The organism is Paludibaculum fermentans (assembly GCF_051172195.1).
Taxonomy (GTDB): domain Bacteria; phylum Acidobacteriota; class Terriglobia; order Bryobacterales; family Bryobacteraceae; genus Paludibaculum; species Paludibaculum fermentans_A.
Genome location: NZ_JBPJAQ010000001.1, coordinates 6,332,168 through 6,358,265, shown reverse-complemented (window position 1 = coordinate 6,358,265; position 26,098 = coordinate 6,332,168). Strand labels below are relative to the sequence as shown.

18 protein-coding genes are annotated in these 26,098 nt (G+C 60.8%); 5 read left to right on the top strand and 13 right to left on the bottom strand.

The genetic code is table 11. The features are described from left to right. Positions 1-115: 115 nt before the first annotated feature. The 5 genes from ACR9Y2_RS25555 to ACR9Y2_RS25535 all read right to left on the bottom strand — a co-directional run bounded on the left by ACR9Y2_RS25555 (position 116) and on the right by ACR9Y2_RS25535 (position 7,903). Positions 116-1,156, bottom strand: coding sequence for a sigma-54 interaction domain-containing protein (locus ACR9Y2_RS25555; protein ID WP_435044545.1), 1,041 nt, complete (start codon positions 1,154-1,156; stop codon positions 116-118). Positions 1,157-1,387: 231 nt separating this feature from the next. Then, a complete protein-coding gene (locus tag ACR9Y2_RS25550; RefSeq protein ID WP_435044544.1) occupies positions 1,388-1,762 on the bottom strand; it encodes a response regulator transcription factor in 375 nt (124 codons plus the stop codon). A 72-nt stretch (positions 1,763-1,834) separates the two neighbouring features. After that, on the bottom strand, positions 1,835-2,464 hold the full coding sequence (locus ACR9Y2_RS25545; RefSeq protein WP_435044543.1) for a response regulator transcription factor: 630 nt from the start codon (positions 2,462-2,464) through the stop codon (positions 1,835-1,837). A 14-nt stretch (positions 2,465-2,478) separates the two neighbouring features. Further along, the gene (locus tag ACR9Y2_RS25540) at positions 2,479-5,400 is read right to left on the bottom strand and encodes a PAS domain S-box protein (protein WP_435044541.1); all 2,922 of its coding nucleotides are present in this window, start codon (positions 5,398-5,400) and stop codon (positions 2,479-2,481) included. A 298-nt stretch (positions 5,401-5,698) separates the two neighbouring features. Further along, positions 5,699-7,903 carry a DUF5916 domain-containing protein gene (locus tag ACR9Y2_RS25535; RefSeq protein WP_435044903.1) on the bottom strand — a complete coding sequence of 735 codons (2,205 nt, stop codon included), beginning with the start codon at positions 7,901-7,903 and terminating at the stop codon, positions 5,699-5,701. A 521-nt stretch (positions 7,904-8,424) separates the two neighbouring features. Between ACR9Y2_RS25535 and ACR9Y2_RS25530 the strand changes: the two genes are divergently transcribed. After that, positions 8,425-9,687: a mandelate racemase/muconate lactonizing enzyme family protein gene (locus ACR9Y2_RS25530; RefSeq protein WP_435044540.1), complete on the top strand. Its 1,263-nt coding sequence runs from the start codon at positions 8,425-8,427 to the stop codon at positions 9,685-9,687. Between the two features lie 6 nt (positions 9,688-9,693). Here the strand turns inward: ACR9Y2_RS25530 and ACR9Y2_RS25525 are convergent, their stop codons facing one another. Both ACR9Y2_RS25525 and ACR9Y2_RS25520 read right to left on the bottom strand, forming a co-directional pair. After that, positions 9,694-10,725, bottom strand: a complete 1,032-nt coding sequence (locus tag ACR9Y2_RS25525) for a uroporphyrinogen decarboxylase family protein (RefSeq protein ID WP_435044539.1) — start codon at positions 10,723-10,725, stop codon at positions 9,694-9,696. Between the two features lie 96 nt (positions 10,726-10,821). Continuing rightward, on the bottom strand, positions 10,822-11,190 hold the full coding sequence (locus ACR9Y2_RS25520) for a hypothetical protein (protein ID WP_435044538.1): 369 nt from the start codon (positions 11,188-11,190) through the stop codon (positions 10,822-10,824). Between the two features lie 198 nt (positions 11,191-11,388). Between ACR9Y2_RS25520 and ACR9Y2_RS25515 the strand changes: the two genes are divergently transcribed. Beyond that, positions 11,389-14,445, top strand: coding sequence for a glycosyl hydrolase family 28-related protein (locus ACR9Y2_RS25515; protein ID WP_435044537.1), 3,057 nt, complete (start codon positions 11,389-11,391; stop codon positions 14,443-14,445). A 4-nt stretch (positions 14,446-14,449) separates the two neighbouring features. Here the strand turns inward: ACR9Y2_RS25515 and ACR9Y2_RS25510 are convergent, their stop codons facing one another. The 4 genes from ACR9Y2_RS25510 to ACR9Y2_RS25495 all read right to left on the bottom strand — a co-directional run bounded on the left by ACR9Y2_RS25510 (position 14,450) and on the right by ACR9Y2_RS25495 (position 18,236). After that, positions 14,450-15,814 (bottom strand): mandelate racemase/muconate lactonizing enzyme family protein, encoded by a 1,365-nt coding sequence (locus ACR9Y2_RS25510; protein ID WP_435044536.1) that lies wholly within the window; start codon positions 15,812-15,814, stop codon positions 14,450-14,452. A gap of 36 nt (positions 15,815-15,850) precedes the next feature. Beyond that, complete coding sequence (locus ACR9Y2_RS25505) at positions 15,851-16,732, bottom strand: cupin domain-containing protein (RefSeq protein WP_435044535.1); 882 nt, start codon at positions 16,730-16,732, stop codon at positions 15,851-15,853. Positions 16,733-16,862: 130 nt separating this feature from the next. Then, positions 16,863-17,459 carry a hypothetical protein gene (locus ACR9Y2_RS25500; RefSeq protein WP_435044533.1) on the bottom strand — a complete coding sequence of 199 codons (597 nt, stop codon included), beginning with the start codon at positions 17,457-17,459 and terminating at the stop codon, positions 16,863-16,865. Between the two features lie 18 nt (positions 17,460-17,477). Continuing rightward, on the bottom strand, positions 17,478-18,236 hold the full coding sequence (locus tag ACR9Y2_RS25495) for a DsbA family protein (RefSeq protein WP_435044532.1): 759 nt from the start codon (positions 18,234-18,236) through the stop codon (positions 17,478-17,480). Between the two features lie 384 nt (positions 18,237-18,620). Between ACR9Y2_RS25495 and ACR9Y2_RS25490 the strand changes: the two genes are divergently transcribed. From ACR9Y2_RS25490 to ACR9Y2_RS25480, 3 genes are read left to right on the top strand one after another with little or no spacing between them, the layout of a single operon-like run. Beyond that, entirely contained in the window at positions 18,621-19,178 is a 558-nt protein-coding gene (locus tag ACR9Y2_RS25490; RefSeq protein ID WP_435044530.1) for an RNA polymerase sigma factor, read from the top strand. 6 nt (positions 19,179-19,184) lie between these two features. After that, on the top strand, positions 19,185-19,709 hold the full coding sequence (locus tag ACR9Y2_RS25485) for a hypothetical protein (RefSeq protein ID WP_435044529.1): 525 nt from the start codon (positions 19,185-19,187) through the stop codon (positions 19,707-19,709). A 4-nt stretch (positions 19,710-19,713) separates the two neighbouring features. After that, a complete protein-coding gene (locus ACR9Y2_RS25480) occupies positions 19,714-20,610 on the top strand; it encodes a hypothetical protein (RefSeq protein WP_435044528.1) in 897 nt (298 codons plus the stop codon). Positions 20,611-20,690: 80 nt separating this feature from the next. Here the strand turns inward: ACR9Y2_RS25480 and ACR9Y2_RS25475 are convergent, their stop codons facing one another. Both ACR9Y2_RS25475 and ACR9Y2_RS25470 read right to left on the bottom strand, forming a co-directional pair. After that, the gene (locus ACR9Y2_RS25475) at positions 20,691-24,029 is read right to left on the bottom strand and encodes a TonB-dependent receptor domain-containing protein (RefSeq protein ID WP_435044526.1); all 3,339 of its coding nucleotides are present in this window, start codon (positions 24,027-24,029) and stop codon (positions 20,691-20,693) included. A 218-nt stretch (positions 24,030-24,247) separates the two neighbouring features. After that, a complete protein-coding gene (locus ACR9Y2_RS25470; RefSeq protein WP_435044525.1) occupies positions 24,248-25,660 on the bottom strand; it encodes a sigma-54-dependent transcriptional regulator in 1,413 nt (470 codons plus the stop codon). Positions 25,661-26,098 lie beyond the last annotated feature (438 nt).

The window sequence follows — 26,098 nt, the reverse complement described above, 5'->3', positions numbered from 1 at the left end:
GGCCCTCCCCGGTTTCATCGCGAGGCCGCAATTCGGCCACTCGATCGCTGGGGCACGCTTTCCCTGGGCAACCGGTTGCACTGGATGGCGGGGGCCAGGCGTGCGAAAGGGAATCTCAACAGTGAGCCGCCGCCTCAAGCGGTTCTGATCCGGAACCAAGTCCGAGGCGATGGGCTGAGCGGGCGTGTTGAGAACGGCGCGGCTCGATGCCCAGCTTTCGCATCTTGTAGATCAGAGTGGTACGCGGTAGTCCGAGCCGTTCGGCCGCCCCATGCCGGCCACCGATCATCCATTGGGCTTGCTCCAGGACTTCGAGGATATGATCGCGGGAGGCATCAGCAAAGGTCTGAGCAACGGAATCGGTGCGCTGTTTGGTGAGATGACACAACTCAGCCAAAGAGGGACGCAGCACCGGCCCGGCGGAGAGTACCACGGAGCGCTCGATGAAGTTCTGCAACTCCCGGATGTTCCCGGGCCAGTCGTAGGCCTGAAGAGCATCCATGACCTCGGGTGGAATGGTCAACATGGGTCTCTGCAGCCGGGCTGAGAACTTCTCGGCGAAATGCCGCACCAGCAGGGGAATATCCTGTACTCGATCCCTGAGCGGAGGAAGCGTCACGGGAATGACATTGAGCCGATAGTACAGGTCCGGGCGGAATTGTTTGGTGGCGACGAGTTGTGCCAGATCCTGGTTGGTGGCCGCTACCACGCGTACATTCACACGAATCGTCTGGGTTCCCCCCAGGCGCTCGAACTCCCTCTCCTGCAGGGCGCGGAGCAGTTTGGGCTGCAGTTCGAGCGGCAGGTCACCGATCTCGTCGAGAAACAGGGTTCCGTGATCGGCCCGCTGGAACCGGCCCATGGTTTGTGCAACAGCGCCAGTAAAGGCACCTCTTTCGTGGCCGAACAGTTCGCTCTCCAACAAGGCCGCCGGGATTGCGGCGCAGTTGAGCTTCACGAAAGGGCCCTGGCTACGCAGGCTTTGAGAGTGAATTGCGTGCGCGATCACTTCCTTCCCTGTGCCTGTCTCGCCCTGGATCAACGTCACCGAATCGCTCTTCGCGATAATGCCGACCTGATACAGAATATGTCGAAATATCGCACTTTCGCCGATGACTATCTCGGAATCGGAGGATACATCGGATTTGGAATACACGAATGAGTCTCCTTGTGAGTATCTGCGGCTAAACTTCCCAAGATCAGTGGTGATTACCGTATAGCGAGGCCGAATGCCACATCAAGGGCGGGCGTTTCGCTGGGGAGCGAGACGTCCCTCGTGCGCCGTTGCGGTTTGGCACCTGGCGACATCATCCCGGCCCTGTTCCCGGCGCCCATAGCGGTCCGGCCGGGGCCACCGTACGTCCATCGAGATTGCGGCTGATGGCCGTTACCGCTCCATTGCCGCCTGCACCGTCTTCAGTAACTCTGCCCGCCGGATGGGTTTGGGTAGCAGCGCGGCCGCGCCGTCCCTCAGAGCCAGTTCCCGGTTCAAATCACTTCCATGAGCTGTGACGAAGACGACTGGAACCCTGCTTCCCATCGCCCGCAGCCTTCCCTGCATTTCCAGGCCGGAGATACCAGGCAATTCCAAGTCGACGATCAGGCACAAGGGCGGGCGCAGCGGTATCGCCGCCAGGAACTCCTCGGCTGAGCCATAGGCCTCAACCGAGTAACCTGCTGATTCCATGCAGTCCCTTAGCCCATCTCGAACCAAGGGGTCATCGTCGACGATGGCGATTTGACCCGAATGTATCTTGTTCACCTAACTCCGAAGGGCCCTCTTCCGGTAGGCTTTGTCCCTGACTGGGATCTTAATGGATGGGCGCATCGCGGTCTATTGCACTTTGGTCGAAGACGAGGATTCTCCGGTGGACTCCTGGAGTCTTTCAGCCATTCTGACCAGATCGGCCAGAGAGGCGGCCCGCATCTTGCGCATCACTTTGCCACGATGCGCCTTAACGGTCAACTCAGTAGTTCCCAACTCGCCCGCGATCTGCTTGTTGAGGAGACCCCGGACGACGAGCGTGAGTACCTGGCGCTCGCGTGGGGTGAGACTTTCCAAACGGGTGCGGAGGTCGAGCATAGCGGACCGACGCTGAATGGAATCGCGGTCCTTTTCCAGTGCCTGCATCACGACCTGGATCAAATCCGGTCCCCTGAAAGGTTTCGTCAGGAATTCCAAAGCGCCGGCTTTCATGGCCTTGACGCTCATGGGTATATCGCCGTGGCCAGTCACGAAGACAATTGGCAACTCGACACCGGTGCTGCGGAGCTCTGATTGGAAATCAATGCCGTTCAGCCCGGGCAATTCAACGTCGAGAATGAGGCATGCGGGGACGGGTGGGCGGGCACAGGCCATGAACTCGGCAGTGGAACCGAACGCTAGAACGGGAAGATGGGCTGATCCAACCAAGTCGACTATGGACTCGCGTACCAACGGGTCATCATCGATGACAAAGACCATGCAGTCTGGCTGTTTCATTTGTCTGGTGTGGTAGGCAACGCGAAATGGAATACCGCTCCACGCGGCTCGTTCGGTGTGGCCCAGAGCCGGCCGCCGTGCGCTTCTATGATCGATTTACTAATGGAGAGTCCCATGCCAATCCCCTCACGCTTCGTGGTGAAGAACGGATTGAAGAGATGGCCTGTAATGTCAGGATCCAGGCCTGGCCCGTTATCGGCGATCGCAACCCGCAGCTCTTTGTGATCCGCGGCCGTGGAACGGATCATCAAGCGGCGAGCCGGGCTGTCCAACTGAGACATGGCTTCGATACCATTCATCGCCAGATTGAGAATCACCTGGGTGATTTGGACGCGGTCTCCATCAACCATCCGCATGTTCTCCGCGAGGTCTGTCTGGAGTGCAATCCGTTTCGACGCCACCTCGGATTGAATCAAGGAGACGGCTTCGACAATCACTTCGTTGATCTCCAGCCGGCTTCTGACAACGGGAGCCTTTTTGACCATGGTGCGAATGCGCTGAACGACTGAACTCGCCTGGGTGACAGCCTGTACGACGCGGTCCGCAGCGGCCCGCGCCTTGTCCACATTCGGTGGGGTATTCGCCAGCCACGCCACACAACTGTCGCCGCTGGCGACGGCCGCGGCCAGAGGCTGGTTGACCTCGTGCGCGATGGATGCCGTGATTTCCCCCATCGTCATCAGGCGCGTCACATGCGCAAGTTCCGCCTGCATCGTGCGCAACTCCTCCTGGTCCCGTTTCCAATCCTGCATGTCAACAATCGTGCCGTACCATTTGACGACCTGTCCCTGTTGGTCCATCAACGGGAGGGCTGTCACCATGCACCAGCGGTAAGTTCCATCCGCCGCATGCAACGTCCGAACCTCGACTCGATAGGGCGTTCCGGCCCTGACGGATGACATCCAGATTGGATAAACGCGCGCAGCGTCTTCCGGATGTATGGTTTTCCGCCATCCCTCGCCTGTCACTTCTTCAGGCGAAAACCCCGTGTAGTGCAGGAACCGATTGTTGCAGTAGTCGATCTCGCCGTCCGGCCTCGCGCTCCAGACCATCGCAGGAATTGTCTCAGTCAATCTGCGCAGGTCGTGTTCACTCTTCCTGAGGGTCTCCTCTGCTCTTTTCCGATCCTCGACATCGATCAGCACAACATACCAGCGGATGATCCGGCCCTCTGCATTGCGCAGCGGCCGGCCGCGAACGTGAAACCAACGAAACACACCATCGTTTCTGCGGCAGCGATGCTCAATGTCATACGAAGTTCCAGCTTCCACGGAGTGACGGCAGCGGGCCACGACGTCCTCCAGGTCATCTGGATGCACCACCCCGATGAAGGCCCAATTCTTCAGGGATTCCAGTGGGATGCCGAAGTAGTCGAGAAGCTGTTGATTGACCTGTTGAACCTCCCAAGCGGCATTGAGGGTGCAGACCAGCGCAGGTATCGCGTTGAACATCACCAGGAGGCTCTCTTCGCTTTCGCGCAAGGAGCCTTCGCTCCCGCGCAAGGCCTCTTCCGCAACCTTGCGATCTTCAATGTCTGTATTGGTTCCGTACCATTTGACGATGGAGCCCTGTTCGTCGCGTAAGGGGCGAGCACGAATGAGAAACCAGCGGTATACGCCGTCGAATCTTCGAAGCCGCGCCTCATACTCTCCGCCCGTTCCAGCCGATAGTATGGATCGCCAGTAAGCTGTCAGGCCGCCCCTGTCGTCGGGATGCACCGCGATGGTCCAGGCCCAGCCCAGCGCCTGATCAGCTGATAGCCCGGAGTAATCCAGATAGTGTTGGCTCAAATAATCAGCGAAGCCATCGGGGCTGGCGGACCAGACGAGAATCGGGATGGTATTAATAATGAGCGCCAGGTTCTGTTCACTGGCTCGGAGAGCACCCTCCGCATGCTTGCGCTCGGAGATATCACGAACGAAGGCGTGAAAACTCCAGGATTCGCCTACTTTCACAGGTGTCACGCTGAGTTCCACCGGAAATTCGCGACCGCTTCGATGCATGGCCGTCATTTCGATGCGGCGGTTCAGCACCTGCCCCACGCCTGTTTCGAAGAAGCGACGACGGCCTTGTTCGTGGGCCGCCCGGAACTGCACCGGGATTATGGTCTGAGCCAGGGACTTCCCCAGTGCTTCTTCTCTCGGCCACCCGAAGATCTGCTCCGCCTGCCTGTTCCATTCCGTGATCGCCCCCTCGGAGTTCATGGCGACGGCTGCGTCCAGCGCAGATTCGATGATGGAGCGTGCCCGCTGTTCCACGCCGCTGGCGGACCGGCGCAGCGCTGATTCCGCTTCTTCGCGGGCCGCTATCTGGACGCTGAGGCCATTGATGAGATTGCGCGTCTGATAGGCAACGGCGGCGAATTGCCCCAGCGCCTGCATCACGCGTTCATCTTCTGAGTCGAACTTCCGCCGATCTGAGTGTGTTATCGCCCACATGGTCCCTACGGCCCGCCCGTCCACATAGAAGGGAACCACCAGGCATTCTTCAGCCGCCGGCATCACGGCCCGGAACAGAGTGTAGCGACGCTCGAAGCGGTGGAAGAGGAGTACACGATTCTGCTCCAGCGCAACTCCACAGGGGCCGCATTCGCGTGGAGAACCGCTGCCGGTGTGCGGGTTCCAGGCACCGGCGATCGCAGGCCAGTAGATGCGTCTTCCCCCGTCATCCCGGGTGACCAAGCTGATGCCGGACGAATCGGATTGCGTGATGTGGAGAATGTTCTCCGTAAGGACTTGGAGGACATCCTGCGTAGAATCGACCAAGGCTTTAGCTAACGCAACAAGGGCACGATTCTCATTCTCGTAGTCAGGCGGACGCACGGGCCGGCGGTGCAACTCTCCCTCGCAAAGGACCGCTTCGAGAGGGACGGAGAAATCGACGCAGGGATCGAGATGCGGTGTTGCGGGATCAGACACTGTGCCCCCCTCATCGTTATTTTACGCACGAAACAGTACAGATTGTCGGCTCAGGCAAAAGGTGAGCGCGTCGAGGATAATTCCGGTCGCCGAAACTGTGGATAGCAATCCGCTCGCGCCTATCTGTTGCCTGCGTAACAGATTCACCACGCTTGATTTGCGGGAGCCTGCAGCCGTCATGGGTGCCGGTGGAGGTGAGCACGAGAATCCCCATTCACCAAATCGAAACGAAGCCAGCTATCGTTGCGGCGAAAGATAGCAATCTGGCGGGGAGGAGAACCTGGTTTGACAGAGGCCCTTACAGGTTCCACCAGTAGGTCCATTTCAGGACCAATGCACGATTCTTCACCGAGAAGAGCCCGGGTGTGTTCTGACCCGGCTGCAGGTACTCGGGCATGTAGTTGTCGGTCCAAACAAGGAAGACGTCCGAGGCGGGTTTATAGCGCCACTGGATGCGCGTGTTCACGTTCATGTTCTGCTGCTGCTCGTTATATTGAACAAACGTTGTGAAGTAGAGCGTGTTGGTCAAGGTTACGTCAAAGCGCGGGCCGATCAGCCAAAACGTATTGCGGCCCCAAGGCTCTTTCAGGCGTATGTCGTTGTAGCTGACCGATCCCGTGACGCTGACATACGGCTGGATGCGATAGCCGATCGTACTGGTCAGGTTGAGGCGCGTACCATTTGCGTAGTAGCCGCCGTAGAGGGTCGAGAACCCATAGCGAAAGACGCTCTGCGGCTTGGAATCGAACTTGGTAGTCCAAAAATTCCAGCGATGCACCGTATTGGTTTCCAGTTTCTCGCGGCCGGAGTTGGTGGGGTCGAAGGGTTGCAGAAGGCGCACATAGTCGGCTCCGGCAGTGGTCGTAAACACATTCAAGCCACGAGTTGTGACCGTATAACCCAGCGTGTTCTCGTAGTCGCTGAGCCGGCCCTGCCAGTCGAAAAAGGTGCTGCTGTTGACCGTGGGCCCATGGCTGAGGATGCGGCCGCCTTCCGGCAGGAAAGTATAGCCAACAGTGGAAAACGCCCGATGGTAGCCATTGCGAGGCACATAGCCGACTTCGGCGGAATAATGAGTGTCGATGTTCTCGGATTGTCCCAGCAAGAGCCAGCGGCGGCTGTTGTACTGCAGGTGGCCGGCATAGACGGCTCCGGATTTCTGATTGCCCGACTGGAACGATCGCAGGTAGAGCAGTTTGCCCGTCCAGAGGTTGTCGGCTGAAGCGAGGTTGTATTCCAGGCCGAGGTTACGGTTGTAACTGGAAGGGACAGCCGGCCGCGTGACGGACTGGTAAGCAGTGGATTCCTTGTCCACCAGGAGAATACCGATATTGGACCGGCTGAAGAGGCGGCGCTGCAGGGCGAACACGGAGAAATTCTGAGGGGGCAGACCCTGGCCGTCCTCGGCTCCAGTCTGCATATCCATGATGCCCAGGCGCCAATCCTTATTCAGTTTGCCGCTGAGGCGGGCACCGAACCGGATGGGGACCCCGCCCAGGCCGATGCGGCGGCTAAAGAATGGGCGTATGGTGGCATAGCCAAAATTGGCGAACTGATCGCCGTTCTCAAGGAAGAACTGGCGTTTCTCCGGGAAGAACAGCTCGTAGCGGTCGAGGTTCGTGACCTGCTGATCCACATCGACCTGGGAGAAATCGGGATTGGCCGTGAGGTCGAGATTGAGCGCGGAGCCGATGGCCACCTTGGCATCCAGGCCGACGTCGTGGCGGATATCGCGCCGTGTGTTCGCCTCGTGATCTGTGCTGATGCCGCCCAGCGCATAGGGGATGAGGGAGATATTGGGGCCCTGGGAAGGTGGCGCCTCGTCCCAGATGAGGACACCGGTGAGGGCTAGCGCCGCGGTGGGGAAATGCCGCGGAATGGGAGTCCACGACGATTTCTCAGTGGTCTTGAGGTCCAGGCGGCTGAAATTGACCCCCCATCTCTGAATGCCCTTCTTGTAGCGGATGCTCTTGAACGGGATCGCAATCTCAAGTTCGTAGCGGTCGCTGTAGGTTTTGACCGCGGAGGTCCATTTGTTGTCCCAACTGAGGTTCGCTTTGCCGCCCTCGTAAAGGAGGCCATCCCATTGTGCTCCGGCCGCGTTGACGCCAAAGGTGAACCCATTGGTCTGATCGTCGAAAGTGTCGAGGAAAAAGATGAAGTTGTCGTTATTGCTGAAGCCCCAGTCCCGCCTGAGGGACTCGACCATGAAGGGGCCCGGCACGTTGCCGTGATAGCAGACCGCGCTGAGGTAGATATTCTGATCGTCGTACATCATGCGAACGTCGGTGCGCACGTTCGCCTTTCCTGTATCCATCGGTAAAACCATCCAGAAGTTGTTGACAACTTCCGCGGAGTTCCAGGCCGGCTCGCGCACGCTGCCGTCGATGACTACCGCCGACGGAGCGCGGTGGATGTGAAGCTGGTACGACTCGTTCTGTTTCTGGGCCGCGGCATGCTGGGCCAAAGGCAACAAACACGCCCAGAGCGCCAGAATGTGAATGACGGCCAAGCTCCTGAGCCTGGGGCGGGTAGGATCAAGCGGTTGCCGGGGTGCTGCCTGCTTGGGACGAATGGTTGGCCCAATCACGCGCGAACCGCTCCGAGCCCCTGGTGACGTGTGCCGGAGAGGGTATGGCGCTTCCCTGCCCCTGCCTTGGGCGGCCTGTGGGAACTGAGCGGAAGGGTCGATACAGCATGAGTGACCGGGACGAACTGCAAAACGGGCATCTGAACTTTTGTATCAGAAAAAGGCATGGCGGGTCTGAATCGGCCGGCCGGAGCCAGGAGGAGCGGCGAAGTTCCCTGGTGAGCCAAGTGTTTAGGAGCGGCAACTCCCTCAACCATGGTTGGGCCTGAGTGCACGGCCGGCACTTACCGCCCCCTGGATGGCAGCTGTACTGCACCTTGCCTGTGCGTGATAGATTGAGGTCGGCTCTGTCCTGAGGACGCCACGCGCCCTGGATGCAGCCGTGCACCGGGCTTCCCTTCGCAGGGCGGCCCGCGACAGGAGGAATTCACCCGATGAAGGCCGATCGCCGCAGTTTTCTTTGCGCCGCAGCCGGAGCAGGCATGGCCGCACTGCCTGCTGCCGCCGCGCCCACCCCTGCCGTCCAGGCACGCTATGACAAGCTGGATGCGATCCTCCAACAGCCCGTCCTGAAGAGGCAGTATTTCTCCACGCCCGTGATCATTGAATCCGTGGAACTGCTCCACCTGGATGGCGCCTACTTGTGCCGGGTACGGTCGAAGGATGGCGCCGAAGGCATCTCAGTCGCCCACAGTTCGATGAACACCCTGTTCCCGATTTTCCTCAGGAACGTGGCGCCATTCTTCCTGGGTAAGGACGCCCGCGAACTGGATCTCATCCTCGAGAAGATCTTCATCTTCGGCTTCAACTTCCGTCTCAGCGGCCTGGCCCTGGGGTTGCCGCTGGCCACCGTGGAATTCGCCATTCTGGAGATGCTGGGCCGCATGGCGAAGAGGCCGGTGGGCGAGTTGATCGGCGAGATTCACAACCGCGAAGTGGGCGTCTACATGGCCACGGAGTGGCGCGAAAAGCCCGTGGAGGAATCGCTCAAGCTGATCCAGGGTGCGGTGGCCGAACACGACATCCACGCGCTGAAGATTAAGATTGGCGGCCTGATGTTCATGACCACGGACATGTACGCCGTGGGCCCTCCCGGCCGCACGGAGAAGATCGTCCCCCTGGTTCGCAAGACGTTTGGGGACAAGATGGCGCTGTATGCCGATTCCAACAGTTTCTACACGGTGCCCGAGGCAATCCGGGTAGGAAAGCTGCTGGAGGAGTACAAGTTTGTCTACTTCGAAGAACCCGTGAAGTTCGATCACATCGAAGAGATCAAGCAGGTTGCCGACGCACTCACAATCCCGATTGCCAACGGCGAACAGGATTTCGACTACTACGGCTTCCGCTGGCTGATGGCCAATGATGGGCTCGACATCGTGCAGCCCGACAACTACTACTTTGGCGGCCTGATCCGCTCGATGAAGGTGGCGCGCATGGCCGCCGCCTGCGGCCGGACGATTGTCCCGCACATGTCGGGCGGAGGGCTCGGTTTCCTGTACGACATCCAATTCGTGTCAGCCGCGCCGAATGCCGGCGAGCATCACGAGTTCAAGTCCTTCAAAACCCACGTGAAGTACGAATGTAAAACGGCACCGATGAAAGTCGTGAACGGGAAGATCAAGGTGCCGACCGCGCCGGGCTTCGGAGCGGATCTGGATCCCGATTGGGTGAAGAAGCACGAACCCGTACGGCTGTAATCGCGGCTAAGATTTCTGTCCGCTGCGATGCGCCGCGTCGATGATCTGGCGCAGCCGCTTCCAGTCTGTATCGCCGGCGACGGTGCAATCGGCGCCGAGGATGAACTGTCGAGGGGCGCTCTTCACCACTCGCTGGACTTCGTCGCCCAGTTGCTGTGGCGTCGCCCCGGCCGGCAGGCTGTGCCGATCGAGCCCGCCCATGTAAGGACGTTTGAACATTTTGGAGATCTCCGGCAGCGGGAGCTCCCTGCCAATCACTTTCGGATTGCAGTTGACCACATGGCCGGGGTAGTCGAGCGTGGCCGAATAATCGGAGTATGGGGCATTGTAGTCGCAGACATGCACGATGTTAAAGGGGCAGGAAGCCGAGATCTCCTTCATGGCGACCAGATCAGACGGCTTCACATAATTGGCGAAGATCTTCGGCGTGGAGAACTGCTTCGCCTCTGATCCCTGGGTAGACATGTAGAAGCCGTCGACGCCAGCTTTGATACAGGCGCGCACGAAGAGCATCTGGCTTTCCGTCAGGATTTCCAAGCCCCGTTTCACGGCCTCCGGGTTCTCCTCCAGGTGACGATGCAGCAGCGGCGAGGTGGCACAATGTCCGGCGCACATATAGGGTGAATAGAGGGTCATGAGGACGAGCGCGTCCTTCTTGGCCTCCCTGACCAGTTCACGCACTGTCTGCAGCTGGTCCTCGTAGAAGTCGAGCTTCTGGAGCTTCAGCTTTGCCCAGTCGGCCGGAGTATTGAGGTTGGGTTGACGGTCGTAGGTCTGCTCGAACTGGATCTTGACGAAGTCCATATCGGTCGCGCGGAAGAACTCCAGGTGGCGCTTGGCGGCCGAAGATCCGGTCTTATATTGCGGCCCGAAATGGAGGAAGAACGCTGCTGGCGTGTAGCCGGGATCGGTCTTGCCCGCAAGCCATCGGAGCATCCTCTCGCGCTTGTTGGCCGGGGCGGCGGCAACAGCGGAACGGCTGCCAAGGAGTGCGCCGGAGGCGAGCGGCGCGAGTGCGAGAAACGTGCGTCTGTCCATGTAAGAAGAATACACGCGCCGGGGCCTCGCTACGCGGCTTTTCACAATCAGGGCCAGTGGAGGCCCCGGCGTAACCGGCCCGAAGAATGAGTAAGCCTACTTGGCTCGCTTGGCGGTGAATTCCTCGGTGGCGAAGTCAGCTACTTTGCGAGTGAACTTGATACTGTCGGCCGAGACCTTGCCTTTGTAGTCGATCCGGATTTCATTGCCTTCCATCTTGAAGACCTCGACGAAGGAAATCTCGTCGCCGGTGACCTTTCCTTCCTTCACCTCCGATTCGCTGGCCATATCCCCTGGACCGCCCTTGATCGTGCCGGTGAGTTTAGGGCCATCCACTTTGAAATCGTAGGTGTACTTCTGTGTGCCGATCTGGGTGTCGAACTCGGCTGTCCATTTTCCAGTCACGTCAGCCGCAAATGCGACTGCGGCGCAGACGACGGCGAGCATCAGGGATCGCAGGATCATAAGGAAACTCCTTGCGGTGATTCTCGCACAATCAGATGGCGGCAACTGCGGATGTGGGTGTGCCCTCCTCTCCCTCGGCGTGGTGGCCGATGGCGACCGCCTCGACCAGCAACGCGTCCGGCCACCAGTCGCGCAAAGCCCACCCTGGGCATATGATGATTACGCAACGAAACGCTCGCAGTTCAGGAGTGTTGATCGATGGCGCGACTCATTCTCTTCGGCATGATCCTGGGCGGATTTCTTCTGCCCTGCGATGGGGCATCCTACTATAAGACGCGAATTGACGATGCGCAGGCGGTATACCTGACGCAGGACCGTTTCGCCGTGCGCGGCGACGGCTTGACTGACGATAGCGCGGGCATTCAGGCCGCGATCGACAAGGTTCAGGAAACCACCGGCGAAGGGATTCTCTTCGTACCGGAAGGGCGTTACCGCGTCACGCGGACCATCTATGTGTGGCCGGGCATCCGCATTATCGGCTACGGAGAGCAGCGGCCGGTCTTTGTCCTGGGAGACCACACAGCGGGCTTCCAGCAGGGCATCGGAACGATGTTCTTCTTTGCCGGCATGCGGCCGGTGCAAAACCCGGTGTTTCGACTGCCGCCGCCACCCCCGGGCACCGTGCCTGCGAATGACAAGATCGCCGATGCGAATCCGGGCACTTTCTACTCGGCGATGAGCAACGTCGATTTCGAGATCGGCAATGACAACGCGGCCGCCGTCGCTGTGCGCTTCCATGTAGCGCAGCACGGCTACCTGGCGCATATGGACTTCCGCCTGGGCTCCGGCCTGGCAGGGATCCACGATGCGGGCAATATCGCCTACGATGTGCATTTTCATGGTGGGCGATACGGCATCTTCACAAAGAAGCCGTCACCGGCCTGGCAGTTCTCGGTGATCGATGCGACCTTCGAGGGGCAGCGAGAGGCCGCCATCCGTGAGAACGAGGCGCAGTTGACGCTGGTGCGCTGCCAGTTCCGCAATGTGCCGGCAGCCGTTGCTATCGATGCAGGGTACTCCGACCAGCTTTGGATCAAGGACTCGCAATTTGTGAACATCAGCGGGCCGGCGTTGCTCATCAGCAACGAGAAGAGCCGCCTGACGCAGATCAATGTGGAAAGCAGCGTGTGCCAGGCTGTGCCCGTCTTCGCGCAGTTTCGCGAGAGCGGCAGGCAATTGACGGCGAAGGGCCCCATCTATCAGGTGAAATCACTGTCCCACGGCTATGCTCTGGCGGGCCCGGCAGCGGTAGCGGAGAGGAAGACGGGCTTCCTCGCGGAGCCATTGAATGCCCTGCCCGCGACCGGCCCCAGCGCCCTCAGGGATCCTCCTGCCACGGACAAATGGGTCAACCTGAAATCGCTCGGGTTGAAGGGCGACGGAGTGACCGACGAGACAGCGGCGCTGCAGAAGGCGATCAATGAGAACCCGGTGCTCTACCTGCCCATGGGCCGTTATGTGGTCAGCGACACCCTGACGTTGCGGCCGGACAGCATTTTGATCGGTTTGCATCCGGATCTGACGCAACTCGATGTGTTGGATGGAACTGCAGCGTTCCAGGGGCCCGGTAGTCCGAAAGCGCTGCTGCTGGCACCCCGCGGCGGCACCAATCTCGTTACCGGCATCGGCCTGTATACCGGCGGAGCCAACAGCCGGGCCGTCGGCGCGCTGTGGATGGCGGGCAAGGACTCGCAGATGGATGACGTTCGCTTCCTGGGCGGACATGGCACGCGTGGTCCTTCCGGCAAGCGGGAGCAGCCCTATAACAGCAACCTGAGCGCGGATCCTGACCCGCGCCGCCGCTGGGACAGCCAGTATCCCAGCCTGTGGGTGACTCATGGCGGAGGAGGCACATTCTCGAATCTATGGACACCCAGCACCTTCGCGCAGACTGGACTCTACATATCCGACACAACGACGCCAGGCAAGGTATACCAGGTGTCGAGCGAACACCATGTGCGGACCGAGGTGAAGGTCGATCATGTGCAGAACTGGGACTTCTACGCCTTGCAGACAGAAGGGGAGCGCGGCGAGAGTGAGTCCGCATCGGCGCTGGAGGTCAGCAATTCCAGCAACCTGACCTTCGCGAATTTTCATGGCTACCGGGTGGTGCGCAGCTATCACCCCTTCCCCTACGCGATTATGGTCACCAACTCGACAGGCATCCGCTTCCGGAACATTCACGTGGACAACAACAGCTCGCTGATGCAATGTACGGAAAAGGGTGGTTGCCGGCAGTATGTGCGATCAGGCAAGGTCTCGTACGGGACGGCAATCTGGGATCCGGGTTCCAATGTCGAAGTACGCGACCGGGAGTTCGCCAACCTGGACTGGAACGGCGGGCGGCCAGCGCCTGCAATGTCATACCCGGCCACCGTCATCGCGCCCGGCTCCAAAGTGGAAAAGCTCACGGGAGGCTTCTACAACAGCGCCGGCGGAGCTGTGGACGCCGCGGGACGACTCTATTTCGTGGACGCGCACTGGCATCGAATCTATCGCTGGTCGCCGGAGTCCAGGCGCCTGGACGTGGTGCGCGACAGCCCATTGGATCCCGTGAACCTCATCTTCGACAAGGCCGGCAACCTGATTGTGGTTTCATCGGGCGGCAGCGGGATGGCCGTGTACTCACTTAAGCCCGACGGGCCGGAGGACGAGGTCACGGTCCTGGCGCCGCAGCCAGCCGCGGACCGGCCCGGGGCAACGGCGGTGTTGCCCGTGAACTTCTGGGTGAATGGCGACTTCACGAATACCCTCGATACGGCCAAGCTGGAGTACGTCACCCTGGACCAGATGTTCCGCAAACTGGTCACCACGCGGACGAAGAATCAGTATGTTTCGCCGGACGGAAGTCTGTTCATTCCCTCGGATGACGTGATTGTCCAGGGGCCGGCGTACCTGGGCTACAAATGGGCCTACATTCTCCAAACCTATGGATTGGTGAAGGCAGACACGCGGCGCCCCTTCTATGTCACCAACGAATCGGACCAGCGGACGTATCGCGGCCAGGTCAAGCCCGACGGAACCCTGGGCCAGTTGGAGACGTTTGTCGAGCAAGGCGGCGAAAGCCTGGCGCAGGACAAAGCGGGTAATGTCTATGTGGCCGCCGGCCAGATCTATGTCTACACACCGGCGGGCCAATTGATCGATGTCATCCGTATGCCGGAAAGGCCGCTTCAACTGGTGTTCGGCGGCCCTGGCGGCGACACGCTGTTCATCCTCACCCAGTCGAGTCTCTACTCCATCCGGACGAAGTAGACGACTACTGCTTCACGACGGGTTGGCCGTTCTCGTCCAGATGCGGATACGGCCCGCCCAGGCGGAAGCGGTCCAGGATGTAATCGTCGTATTGAGGGGTGGGTTCGAAGTAGCCGCCCTTGCGGATGTGCTGCTTCACCACCGCCTCGTTGAGTTCAACCCCGAGGCCAGGAGCATCGGGCACCTGGATGAAGCCATGCTCCACGATGGGCTTCGCGGGGCCTGTGACGAGGTCGCCCCACCAGGGGATATCGACCGCGTGGTTCTCCATGGCCAACATATCCTTGAGGGTGGCCGCCATATGCACGGACGCCAGGCACCCCACCGGAGAACCCGCGAAATGGATGGCCGTCTGGACTCCATTCATCGAGGCATAGTCGCAAATGCGCTTGGTTTCGCGGATGGCGCCGGAGGTGAGGGGATCCGGGTGAATGATGTCGACCGCCCGATTGTCGATGAGCGCCTTGAAGCCTTCCTCCAACCCGAAGAGACTCTCGCCCGTGGCGATGGGCGTTGTCGTGGCATCGGACAGGTCGCGGTAAGCGCGCCAGTTCTTTGGAGCATCGCCGCCGGCCCCCAAATGGCCTACCTGGATCATGTCTTCTGCCCAGGCCAGGTTGTAGGGCTCGAATGCGCGCGCATAGCGGATGCTGTCGTTCAGGCTGAGCGGACCAAAGTGATCGGTCGCCAGCGGAGCCTCCCAGCCAATCTGGTCACGAATGGCCTGGATGTACTCGCAGAGATACTGGAGGCCCTTCGTGGTGGCTGTGTTGTAGCTGGTGACGGCACCCGGACGGTCCACAACCAGGCTGGTGCCCAGGTCCATCTTGAAGAAGGTAAAGCCTTGAGCTTTGCGCTTCCGCAGACGATCGGCAAAGATCTTGGGGTCTTTACTCTGGTCGGTATCACAGTAGACGCGGATGGAATCGCGGTACTTTGACCCGATCAGGCGCCAGGCCGGAACGCGATACACCTTGCCGGCGATATCATGCAGCGCCATGTCGATCGCGCTATAGCCTCCGCCCATGCGCTGCTGGCTGGCGAAGTTCCGGATGCTATCCAGAATGGGTTCGATCTGCAGCGGGTTGCGGCCCATCAGGTGCGGCTTGAGCACCAGCGCCGTGCCTTCCCTGCCCGCATCGCGTACCTCGCCAAGACCATAGACACCCTGGTTGGTATCGATCCGGATGATGGGATAGTCGTAGTTGGAAGCCACCAGCACCGACCGGATGTCTGTGATCTTCAACTGGCTGGGCGCGGAGTTCTTGTTGAGGGTCTGCGAAGAGGCTGAGGCTTCGGTCATTTGGAAGAGCCCCGGCAAGGCAGCCGCGGCCAGCAACTGGCGCCGGGAGAGGGTGGAACGAGCCATGATGGAATGAGTCCTTTCTGGATAGCTGCGTCGCGGCTAGGGCGCGCGTCGCGAAGGCGGGAACGGGAAACTGGAGCGGACGGCGAGCACCAGGTCGTGGGCGCCGCCGGGCTGCGCAGCGCTGTAGAAACCGACCGTGGTATTGAGACGCAGAAACCACGCGTCACCCTGACGGGTGGGATAGCGCCCTTCATTGCCATCGACACCGCCGCCGGCGACCATCTCACCACTGCCCTGAAGGATGAAGTAGATTTCCTCCTCCGTCTCGTGATGGTGCGGGATATTGGTGCCGCCAGGAGCAAAGTCCATCAGGAAGAGGCTGGCCATCTGGCTGGCGGCGGGCAGTTTGTCGCGCTTGCTCTCTGTGGTGCCCATCAGTAGCTTGAACTGCGTGGTGGGTCCGTGGCTCGCCAATTGCTGTAATGGCACGTCGGCGGTGTTGGCGATCATCAACTGGCGGGCCGGCGGGACGATGTTGCCGCCGGGCAAGCGGAAGCCCATCACCAGCAGGTGAATCTGCCCGGCTGAGTTGTTGACGACGCCGTGCCGGCTGCCGGGCGGCAGGTAGAGGAAATCGTTGGGCTTGACGGCCTGGGTTGCACCGTCGCAAAGAACAGCCCCGGTTCCGGAGAGGACGAAGTACACCTGCTCTTCGGCCGGATAGGAGACCAGGGCGGATTGCCCCGCCGGCTCGACGGTCAGCTCACCGTACCGGGCGATGCTCTTGAGGTACCTGGCCTGCGGATCGCCCATTCCGAAGAGCGGGCGGTAGGCGGCGCCTTTGGCTCCGGCCGTGAGATCGTCCGGTTGAACCGGCGCAGCCGCGATGGAGCGCCGTAAGAACGTCGGATCGGCGGCAAACGCAAAGGAAGCAGTGCTTAGCAGCAGGAAGATGGCGCCGCGTGGGCGAAAGGGCATAGCTGGTCTCGGCCTCGGCGACCATTCTATGCCTGTTTGCGGTCGATTACGGAGTTAGGGGTCTCATCGACTCAATGTAATTGATGTTAAGGTCCACGAACGCTCGGCTAGTGATGCAGCTCAAGCAACGCTATTCGCCGGAACTCGCCGCCCGCAGGTGCTGCTGCAACAATTGCACCAGCGCCTCCCGTCCGGGCTCCCCACCCGACGGCAAGTACGCAATACCGCGTTCCTCCGGCAAGGTCACCAGGGCCGTTCCCGTATAGGGCCACTGCACACCCTGCTTCAGGCGGACCTCCACTACTTCGATCATTTCGACGCTGCCGTCCGGTTCGCTTCGCAGAGGCATCTCCTTCTCTACCAACCGGAAGCCTTGGATGCTGCGCCACGGCATGAGCGGTCCGGATCCTTCCGTCTCTCCCCCAGGCCCCTTTTCCTGCCCGCGAAGCAGACCGACGCCATAATGCGGGACCAGGCCCAGGCGCGTAATCTCGAGCACGATTTTGGGATGCCTGGCCCGATGCACACCCCACGTGCAACCCCACGAGATCAGGCCGATCAGCACCGCGCCCAACGCATACAGCGGGACGATCCGCCCTTCCCATTGACGGAGGAGGGCCGCCAATCCGGCCAACAACAGCAGTCCGAAGCCGCCCGCCAGTACAGCCAGCAGCATCGCAGGCGTCCGATTCTGCGTGACGATCAACGCTGTTTCCGCCGCCGTCATTCACCCTTCCGATGCCCGCTATCTCTCCAGTTCCCGCAATCGTTTCTCAAATGCGGCCACAGGCAGCGCCCCGACCATGATCTCGCCCTCGACCCCATCCAACGTCGATTTGCCGATCAGGAAGCTCGGCGTGCCGTCAATGTTCAGCAAGGTGGCTTGTGCGGTCTCTGAGCGGACATCGGACTCGTACTTCCTACTGCTCAGGCACGCCTGAAATGCCGGCACGTTGATACCCAGTTGCCCCGCATATCCGTTCAGGTCATCCTCGCCGAGCTTGGAGGCGTTGGCGATCATCACCTCACGCATCTCCCAGAACTTGTTCTGATCCCCGGCGCAACGCGCGGCCTGCGCGGCACGCAGGGCATTCGCATGGAAGTCCAGTGGCAAGTCCCGGCTGATGAACCGCACCTTCCCCGTGTCGATGAAATCTCTCTTCAGTTGTGGAAACGTGTTGAAGTGAAAGGCACGGCAAAAGCCACATTGGTAGTCGGTGAATTCCACCATCGTGACAGGTGCATCCATCCGGCCCAGCACCTTGTCTCCGGGACTGAGCTTCAATTTGGTGGCCCGGGGTCCTGGCGGCGCAGGATTAGCGGCCGCCTGCTTTTCCAGTAACTGCCGGATTGTTTTCAGCTCAGACAGGATGGCATCGGCCTGCTCGCGTGTAATGCCCTCCGCCTTCGCCTCGGCGACCTTCTTTGCCGGCTTGGGTTGCTCCGCACTCCACACCATGTGCGCCGAGCACAGCAGCAGCATCGCAATACGCGTCGATTTCATCGTCCCTCCGAATCCCGGCCGGCAATCAGAATACCAGGAATTCCCCCACCTGCCCCCCTCGGCCTGAAACCCCTTGCAACCCAACTCCCGGCTCCGGGCCCTTCGGAAGCCGCTCGGGCCGCCGCTCCACACCGATTCACCGCACCGGTTCCGGTGCTATTTTCCCGTCGCATCTGTAACAGGACGGAGATAGAATGATTTGATGTTTTCGTGGCCCCGTTCCCGCCGGATCGCGCCAACCGCCGCGCACGCACTGGCTGTTCGCCTCCGCTCCCCAGCGGCGCACCCCACCCCGGCCGGCATGACTTGTCACCACTTCCTGCCAACAGAACCCGCCGCCCCGGCATCTCTATTAACGTCGGGCCCGGCCGCGCTGTAATTACCATGGGAGGGCGCACCGCAACCGGGTCGTTGCTGGACGAGCGGGCAGCCATCGAACAGTTCCTCGCCCGTCAGGACGAAATCACGTTCTCTGATCTGTTCAGGATCATCAGTCCGCGCGTCTTCAGCTATCTCCGGTTGCACGGCTGTGAGCGCGGCGTGGCCGAGGATCTCACCCAGGAAGTCATGCTCGCCGTTTACACGCAATGCCGCACCCTCAGGGATCACGAACTCTTCCGTCCGTGGCTCTTCCGCATTGCCCGCAATTGCTGGCTTCAGCATGTCCGGCGTTCATCGCGCCAGGTCTCCACTTCCGATATCGAATCGACGTCGGAGCACCTCTGCTCCACGAATGAAGATCCCCTTCGAAAACTCGCCATGGCCGAGTGGCTGCGCTGGCTGCACGCCGAAGACCGCGAGCTGGTACTCCTCAGGTTTGTCCAAGGCTTGGAATATCACGAAATTGCGGAAGTGCTGGGAACACCAACCGGCACCGTGCAATGGAGGCTCTTCAACATTAAGAAGCGCCTGGCGCAACGCTTCGGCCTGCAGCCCGTATAAATGGCAATGCGACACGGAATCTCCGAGCAAGAGTGGCTGGCGCTGATAGACGGCACAACTGCGCTCCACCGTGCGGCCGCCCTGCGCCAGCATGCCGCCGCCTGCGCTGAATGTGGGGCGACTCTGGCCCAACTCGAGCACTGGCAGCAGGAGATGTCCGCGGAAGCGCTGCGGCTGCGGCACTGCGATCCGTTGTCCTCAACTGAGGTCGAGCAACTGCTAGAGGTGACGCTCGACCGGCTCTCCAGCCTCCGCCCGCGGGATTGGGCCCCGGCGCCCGAATGGCGCATCGACCAGGCCCTGTGTGTCCTGCGCACGCTCATGGTTCCCTATTGCGGACCCGGTGCCGCCGCGGCCACCATCGCCCTGGCTTCGCGAAAAGTCATATGCAAGCCTGAGACCAACCTGACCGCCCGCACGTGGCCGGGCTTTGTCGCCACGCTCAGCGATTGCTTCGGATCAGTCTGCGGCTTGGCCGCCGGCCGGCTGGTGGGTATCGCGGGCACACTTCTGGCGGTGAAGGAAGGATAGCCGCGTGCTGGAACGCCTCACGACCAACCGGCTTTGGCTTGTCGCGGCCTTGGCCGCCCTGATCTCCTCAGCCGTGCAGTTCGAGCAGTCGTCGCACAAGGTCCCGAACGGGCATGGCCCCGGCGTCCTCCTCACGCATGCACTCCAGGTAGCAGCCTATGCGCTAGCCTCCATTCTCTCGAGGAAGATCCTGGACGACTATCCCAGAGGCTCGCGCATGCGGCGCGCCTGGCTGCTGATGTGCGCGGCCTCCACCGCCGCCCTCATCCGCTACACCTTCGAATGGCTCACTTACGCGCTGGGCTGGATCGACCGCTATCACTACACCCTGGTCAGCCTCCGTCAGGTTCCGGTCGTCATCTCCCTCGTGCTGCTCACCGGCGGGCTCTCCGCCATGCTTTGGTCCTTCCAGGACATTGGCATGCGGGTTCGCTTCCGCGGCGTCGACTATCTGTTTGCCCTCGCGATCCTGGCCTTCGTCCCCGGCATCTTCGCACTCCGCGATCGCCTGTCCGATGCGCACTCGCAGTTCGCGATCATCCGCTTTCTCCAGTCGCTGAGCCCGTTTCTCCTGGCTCTCCCCACGCTGCTCGGCATTGCCCTCCATCGCATCAGCCAGCAGATGGGCGATGGCCAGATGGCGTTTTCCCTGCGCTGCCTGGTGGGCTTCCTGGCGCTTCGCCTGCCAGCCCTATTTGTCAGCCTGCTGCCCGATTACGGAACACCTTCCGTCATCCTGCTGGGCGTGAGAGCCGGCGTGTTCGCCGGCGCCACCTGGTTATTCGTGCTCGCCGTCGCTTATCGCTGGCAGTTGACGCAATCGGCGCGCCGCCTGGCGGACGAATACTCCAGCGCGGCACTGCCCGGCGCCGGCAACTCCTGGGGCGCTACTCTTCGCTGAACCAGCCGCCGGGAATAAAAATGCGCCCGGATGGCCTGCACCACCCGGACGCATTTGACTCGAACGCTGACTGATTGGGCTTAGAACGTGACCTTCATTGCGAACCGGAACTGCCGTTCGCCGCTCGCGCTGGTAATCTCACCAAAACCGTTCAAGGCCCTGATGCTGCCATCCGCGTTCCTCGTCAGAGAGGAAGCGGTTGCGCCAGGGTTGCCGAACTGCGGCGTATTGGTTGCTCCGAAGATCTCCGTCCTGAACTCCAGATCCAACTTCTCCGTGATCCGGAAGTGCCGGAACACGCTGCCATCCAGGTTGAATACGCCTGGCCCACGCAACAGGTTGCGGCCGCTGGTGCCGAAACGCACGTCGTTCACCGGCGCGAACGCGTTCGGATCGAAGTAGGGTTGCCCCACCCCGTGTCCGCCCAGGATATTCACCGTGGCCAGGATCTGGTCGGCCGTTTGCGTGTTGCCCGCGGCATTCAGCGAACTGCCTGAGGTGCCCACGGTGAACGGTGTGCCGCTGGTCCGGCTCAGGATCCAGTTCATCTGCCAGCCGCCGGCCAGCATCGCCAGGATGCCGTTGGAAGCCAGATTGTGACCGCGTCCAAACGGCAGCGAATAGTTGCCGTAGAACTGCAGGTTATGCGTGCGGTCAAACCCCGCAACCGCCTTGTTCCGCTTCAGCATCGGTACCCAGTTGAAGGTCAGTCCGCCGTCGGTGTCGTCGGCATAGCCAATGGAACGCGACCACGTGTAGGCCATGCCCAGCATCGTGCCCTTCACGCGCCGCGTCACTTGAGACTGGAAGCCGTTGTAGCTCGCTGTATTGAACGGAGTGAACCACCTAATGTCCGAAATGCGGGCAAACTGCGCGTACAGCGCACGGCCCGGGTTGCCACCGCCCGGACCCGCCGCGTTGATGTTCTGGATCACGGTCTGGCGGATGGCCCGGCTGCCCACATAAGCCGCCTGGACATTGAACCCCGCCCCGGCGTCACGCTGCACGGTGAGGTTCCACGACTCCAGGTAGCCGCGATCGAACTTCTGCGGGAAGCTCGTCGTGCCCACGGCCGCGGGTAAAGAGAAGGTGCTCTGGTTGAGATCCGGCCCCACCACGATCGGGATGCCCGTCCGTAGCGTGCCGGCCTGCTGATAAGTGGAAGCGCCGGAATACTGGCTCGAGATCGTGGCCGGATAGGCATCACGCAGATAGCGGAATGTATTCGGGTCCACGCTGATGCCGCCGCCGAGACGAACCACGGTCTTGTCATTCACGCGATAGGCCATGCCCAGGCGGGGCGCAAACTGGCCCTTGCCCATGTCGAAGCCGCCGCGCGTAACCTTATCCGTGGTTGGATCGTAGCGTTCACCGTCCCAATGGTCGCGCCGCGGGGCCGGATAGACCTCGAAGCGGATGCCGTAGTCGATGGTCAATTTGCGATTCACCTGCCACGCGTCGCGGATGTACAAACCGTAGGACGGCATGCGCACCGTGGCCGGATTCATATACTGGACGTCCTTGCCCATCGCCTGTGGCAATCCGAGCATGAAGTCGGCGTAGCTGTTGAATCCCGTGGTCGAAGCGCCGCCGCGCAGTGACGTCAACCCGCCATTGAAATTGAATCCGCCGCGAGGGCCGTTCGAGGCCTGGGGCTGAAAGTGGTTGATGTCGTACTTGCTGTACTCGAACCCGAAACGGATCGAGTGGGATCCCTTCATGACGCTCACGTTGGTGTTGAAGACGTACTGCGGGTCGCGGAACAGGAAGGGGTTCGAGACGTTCGGATTGCCCAGTGAGGAGAACGTACTGAAAGTGAAGCGCGGATACCCGGCCTGCAGCCTGTCTTCGCCGTTCGTCCCCGGGATCTTCAACACATCCAGCCCGTAATTCTTATCGATGTCCACGTTCTCAGCCGACAGCCGCAGTCTTGTGTAGCCCACCACCGCGTCCAGGACAACCCGCGAGTTGAAGGTATACGTGCCGCCGATGGCCGCGCTCTGGATCAGGCCCGGGGCGCGTCCCGGTTGTCCGCCGTTGGTCGCATCGCCGCCGGCCGCGCCAAGTGATGGCGGATCGAACACCAACGTCGGCGAAATGCTGTAGCGGCCGAAGATCTGCGTCTTGTCGTTCGGAATGTAATTGATCTTCGAGTCGATGTTGTCGCGCCGGAACGAGTAGCTGCCGACGGCCAGGTAGTTGTTCGGAAAGACGCTCTGGTTCGGAGCAGGAATCAGGCTCGACATGATCGCCGCCGCGCTATCGATCCGCGAGGAAGGAATCGCGTTGTTCACAAACGGCGTACGGCCCGACCCATCCGCATTGCCGGTAGCCGGATCAAACAGCGTCGTCCCCGTGCCAGAGTAATCACCACTCCGCATCGCGGCGGTCGGCACTGTGCGCAGGGCCGAGGCAGCCAGGCGGCGTTCCGTGCGTTCCCAATCGGCGAAGAAGAAGAGCTTGTTCTTCTTGATGGGCCCGCCCACCATGGCGCCGTACTGATTCTGCACATTCTTCGGCGCCCGGTTCGGGTCGCCGGTGCACGAATACAGGCAGTAGAAGTAATTGCGAGCCTTCAGCACGCTATTCGTCAGGAACTCCCAACCAGCGCCGTGGAACTCGTTCGTACCCGACTTGATGGTGACGTTCATGGCCGCGCCGCCCGCCATGCCCTGCTCGGCATCGAAGCTGTTGCTCACCACGTTTACCGTCTCCACCGCTTCCACCGGCGGCAGATAGGCCACCAGGCGAGGCAGCCAGGGGTGGCTGATGGTGGCTCCGTCGAGCTTGGTATTGTTGCTCGACTGCGGCATGCCGTTCGCCTGCGTCGCCATCGACCGCTGCGGATTACCCGACTCCGAGTGAACCTCAACCGGTGGCGTGAAGCCAGGCAGGATCTTGAAGAGCACCTGGAAATTGCGCCCCTGCGAGTTGATCAGCGGCAAGTTGGTGATCTGCGACGACTGAATCTGGTTGTTAATGTCGGCGCGATCTGTTTGCAGCGTTACGGCCGCCGCACTCACCGTCACACTCTCGTTGATCTGCGAGACCGACAGGTTGGCGTCCAGCCGGATCACCGTGTTGACGCTGATCAACAGGCCTTCCTGGACCCGGCTGGAGAAGGACGGAGCACTGATGCTCACCTTATAGGTGCCGGGCAGCAGGTCGCCCATCAGGTACGATCCACGCTCGTCGGTTGTGGTTGATTTGATCGTGCCCTTGTCGGTGTTCAGTGCTTCGATCTTCGCGTTAGGCACTGCCGCCCCACTGGCGTCGCTCACATTGCCGGTCAAAGATCCGTAAAGGGTCTGCCCGAAAGAGCAACTCGAAGACAAGGTGCAGAAAGTGATGAACACGGTCGCCAGCAACAGGAGAAGTTGGCGGACACCATCACAGAGCGTCACGGCTCTCTTGCGCATCGTAGATACCTCAGAAGACCAGAATGGGCCTGAGTCCCAGGCAAGCCTGCACGGCAGGCTACTGGATAGGGATGACGAGCCTGACGCTTTTGTTGGGATTAATTGCGGGCTGCGACGGTCCAGACGCGTCAAGCGGGCGAAAGCATGGCCACGGACCAGAGCCGGCCTTCCCGTCGGCCCCGGTCCGCAGCTGAGTCACTCCAAGGAATGTTGCGCCGCTAGGTCCGTGGCGGCGTTTCGTGCCGCGCCAGCATTCGGTACAGAGTAGCCCGGCCGATGCCGAGCAGTTCCGCGGCTCGAACGCGGTTGCCATCGCAAAGTTGCAGTACGTGCAGCGCGTGCTGATACTCCACCTCCGCCATGGTCATCGGGGTGGTTCTTTGTTCCGACTCCGCCGGAGTAAGCAGGTAATCCGGCAAATCGCCAATGTCCACCACGGCGTTCTGGGCCATCATGCAGGCGTAATTCAGCGAATTCTCCAGCTCGCGGATGTTGCCTGGCCAGAAATAGCGGGTCAGTACGAGTTCAGCCCGGCGGCTCAGGTTGAGCCCCGGTTTGCCATACCGCGCCGCGCAATCCACCAGGAAATGGCGGATCAGCAGCGGCAGGTCCTCCTGCCTCTCACGCAGCGGTGGGACGGCGAAGTGGACGGTAGAGAGCCGGAAGAAGAGATCTTCCCGGAAGGTGCCGTCAGCCACCTGTTTGCGCAGATCGCGATTCGTAGCCGCCACAATCCGCAGGTCCACTTTCACCGCGTTGTTGTCGCCGAGTGGCCGGACTTCGCGGTTCTGCAGCAGTCGCAGGAGTTTGGCCTGCAGCAGCAGGGGCATCTCCCCAATCTCGTCCAGAAACAGCGTGCCGTTGGCGGCGGCCAGCACGAGTCCCGGCCGATCGTCGGTGGCGCCGGTAAATGAGCCTCGTTTATGACCGAATAACTCGCTTTCGAAGAGAGTATCGACAATCGAGGCGCAGTTGCAGGTGACAAACGAACCCAATTCGCCGCTCCAGGTATGCAGGGCGCGGGCCACGAGTTCCTTCCCTGAACCCGTTTCTCCGCTGACCAGGGCGGTGGTGAAGTGCGGGGCGACCCGCCGCACTCGGGCGAGCAGGTGCAACATGGCGGGACTTCGGCCCACAACGCCCCCAAACGTAAAGGAATCAAGCAAGTCCAACTCGGTCTGAACCTCGCGGTTCTGGACCTCGCGCTGCGCCAGCCAATAACTCAGCCGGTCGCGCAGGACGTTCGAAGCCAATGGTTTGGTGAGGTAGTCTTCCGCCCCGGCACGCACCGCATTCACCGCGGTTTCCGTGGAATGGAGCGCAGTGTGAACAATGATTTGCGTTTCCGGATTGATCTCATGGATCCGGCGAATCACCTGGATTCCGTCACCTCCGGGTATCGCCAGGTCCAACAGAACCAGATGAGGCCGGAATTTCTTCACGACCGCTATGGTGTCTGCCGCGTCGCACGCCCAGGAAACTGCCCAGGGTTGATTGCGTACCGCGGCATGGATAGTTTCCAGCGCGAGTTGGTCCCGATCCGCGACTAGGAGGCGGGGCAGATCTCCGGCGCGCTGTTCGCATTGATTACCGGCCATGTGGGCCAGCGGTGTCTCTGCAGAGTAGCTCATAGGGATTCCGCCTGAATGCACAAATTGCTCAATACTGCGGACGCTGCAAATGCTTGTCCAACTATGGGTTGCACAGGCACGGGCAGACGCCGCGAGAAACTGGAGCACTCCGCGGGCACAGTTCGTGACCCGCATGGCAGGGTGGATGCAATCAATGGGTTCGCTTCGTTCGCGCAAACGGCGCGGGTCCCTGGGGACGGGCCTGTCGCGGCAAATGAGAGATGCATCAGCCCTGCTTACCTCCTGTACTCCTATCGGTCTATCTAGAATAGTACTATACGTACCGAGACAATTGTACTGAGCAGTGTCTCAGATCTTTCACTTAACCCCTTGAAACAGAATGCACTTAGGAGAAATTCACGGATGTATCAAGTTGGGATTTTGATCCAAAATGGCGCACCCCCTTCTCGGACGAGCCATTGATTCTAAACGACTTTC

Bases quoted from the DNA above. Each gene is read 5' to 3' on its own strand.
- ACR9Y2_RS25495 (WP_435044532.1), bottom strand. From the start codon at position 18,236: ATGAAATCGACGCGTATTGCGATGCTGCTGCTGTGCTCGGCGCACATG.
- ACR9Y2_RS25485 (WP_435044529.1), top strand. From the start codon at position 19,185: ATGCGACACGGAATCTCCGAGCAAGAGTGGCTGGCGCTGATAGACGGC.
- ACR9Y2_RS25510 (WP_435044536.1), bottom strand. From the start codon at position 15,814: ATGGCTCGTTCCACCCTCTCCCGGCGCCAGTTGCTGGCCGCGGCTGCC.
- ACR9Y2_RS25475 (WP_435044526.1), bottom strand. From the start codon at position 24,029: ATGCGCAAGAGAGCCGTGACGCTCTGTGATGGTGTCCGCCAACTTCTC.
- ACR9Y2_RS25545 (WP_435044543.1), bottom strand. From the start codon at position 2,464: ATGGTCTTTGTCATCGATGATGACCCGTTGGTACGCGAGTCCATAGTC.
- ACR9Y2_RS25520 (WP_435044538.1), bottom strand. From the start codon at position 11,190: ATGATCCTGCGATCCCTGATGCTCGCCGTCGTCTGCGCCGCAGTCGCA.
- ACR9Y2_RS25470 (WP_435044525.1), bottom strand. From the start codon at position 25,660: ATGAGCTACTCTGCAGAGACACCGCTGGCCCACATGGCCGGTAATCAA.
- ACR9Y2_RS25505 (WP_435044535.1), bottom strand. From the start codon at position 16,732: ATGCCCTTTCGCCCACGCGGCGCCATCTTCCTGCTGCTAAGCACTGCT.
- ACR9Y2_RS25490 (WP_435044530.1), top strand. From the start codon at position 18,621: ATGGGAGGGCGCACCGCAACCGGGTCGTTGCTGGACGAGCGGGCAGCC.
- ACR9Y2_RS25530 (WP_435044540.1), top strand. From the start codon at position 8,425: ATGAAGGCCGATCGCCGCAGTTTTCTTTGCGCCGCAGCCGGAGCAGGC.
- ACR9Y2_RS25500 (WP_435044533.1), bottom strand. From the start codon at position 17,459: ATGACGGCGGCGGAAACAGCGTTGATCGTCACGCAGAATCGGACGCCT.
- ACR9Y2_RS25515 (WP_435044537.1), top strand. From the start codon at position 11,389: ATGGCGCGACTCATTCTCTTCGGCATGATCCTGGGCGGATTTCTTCTG.
- ACR9Y2_RS25525 (WP_435044539.1), bottom strand. From the start codon at position 10,725: ATGGACAGACGCACGTTTCTCGCACTCGCGCCGCTCGCCTCCGGCGCA.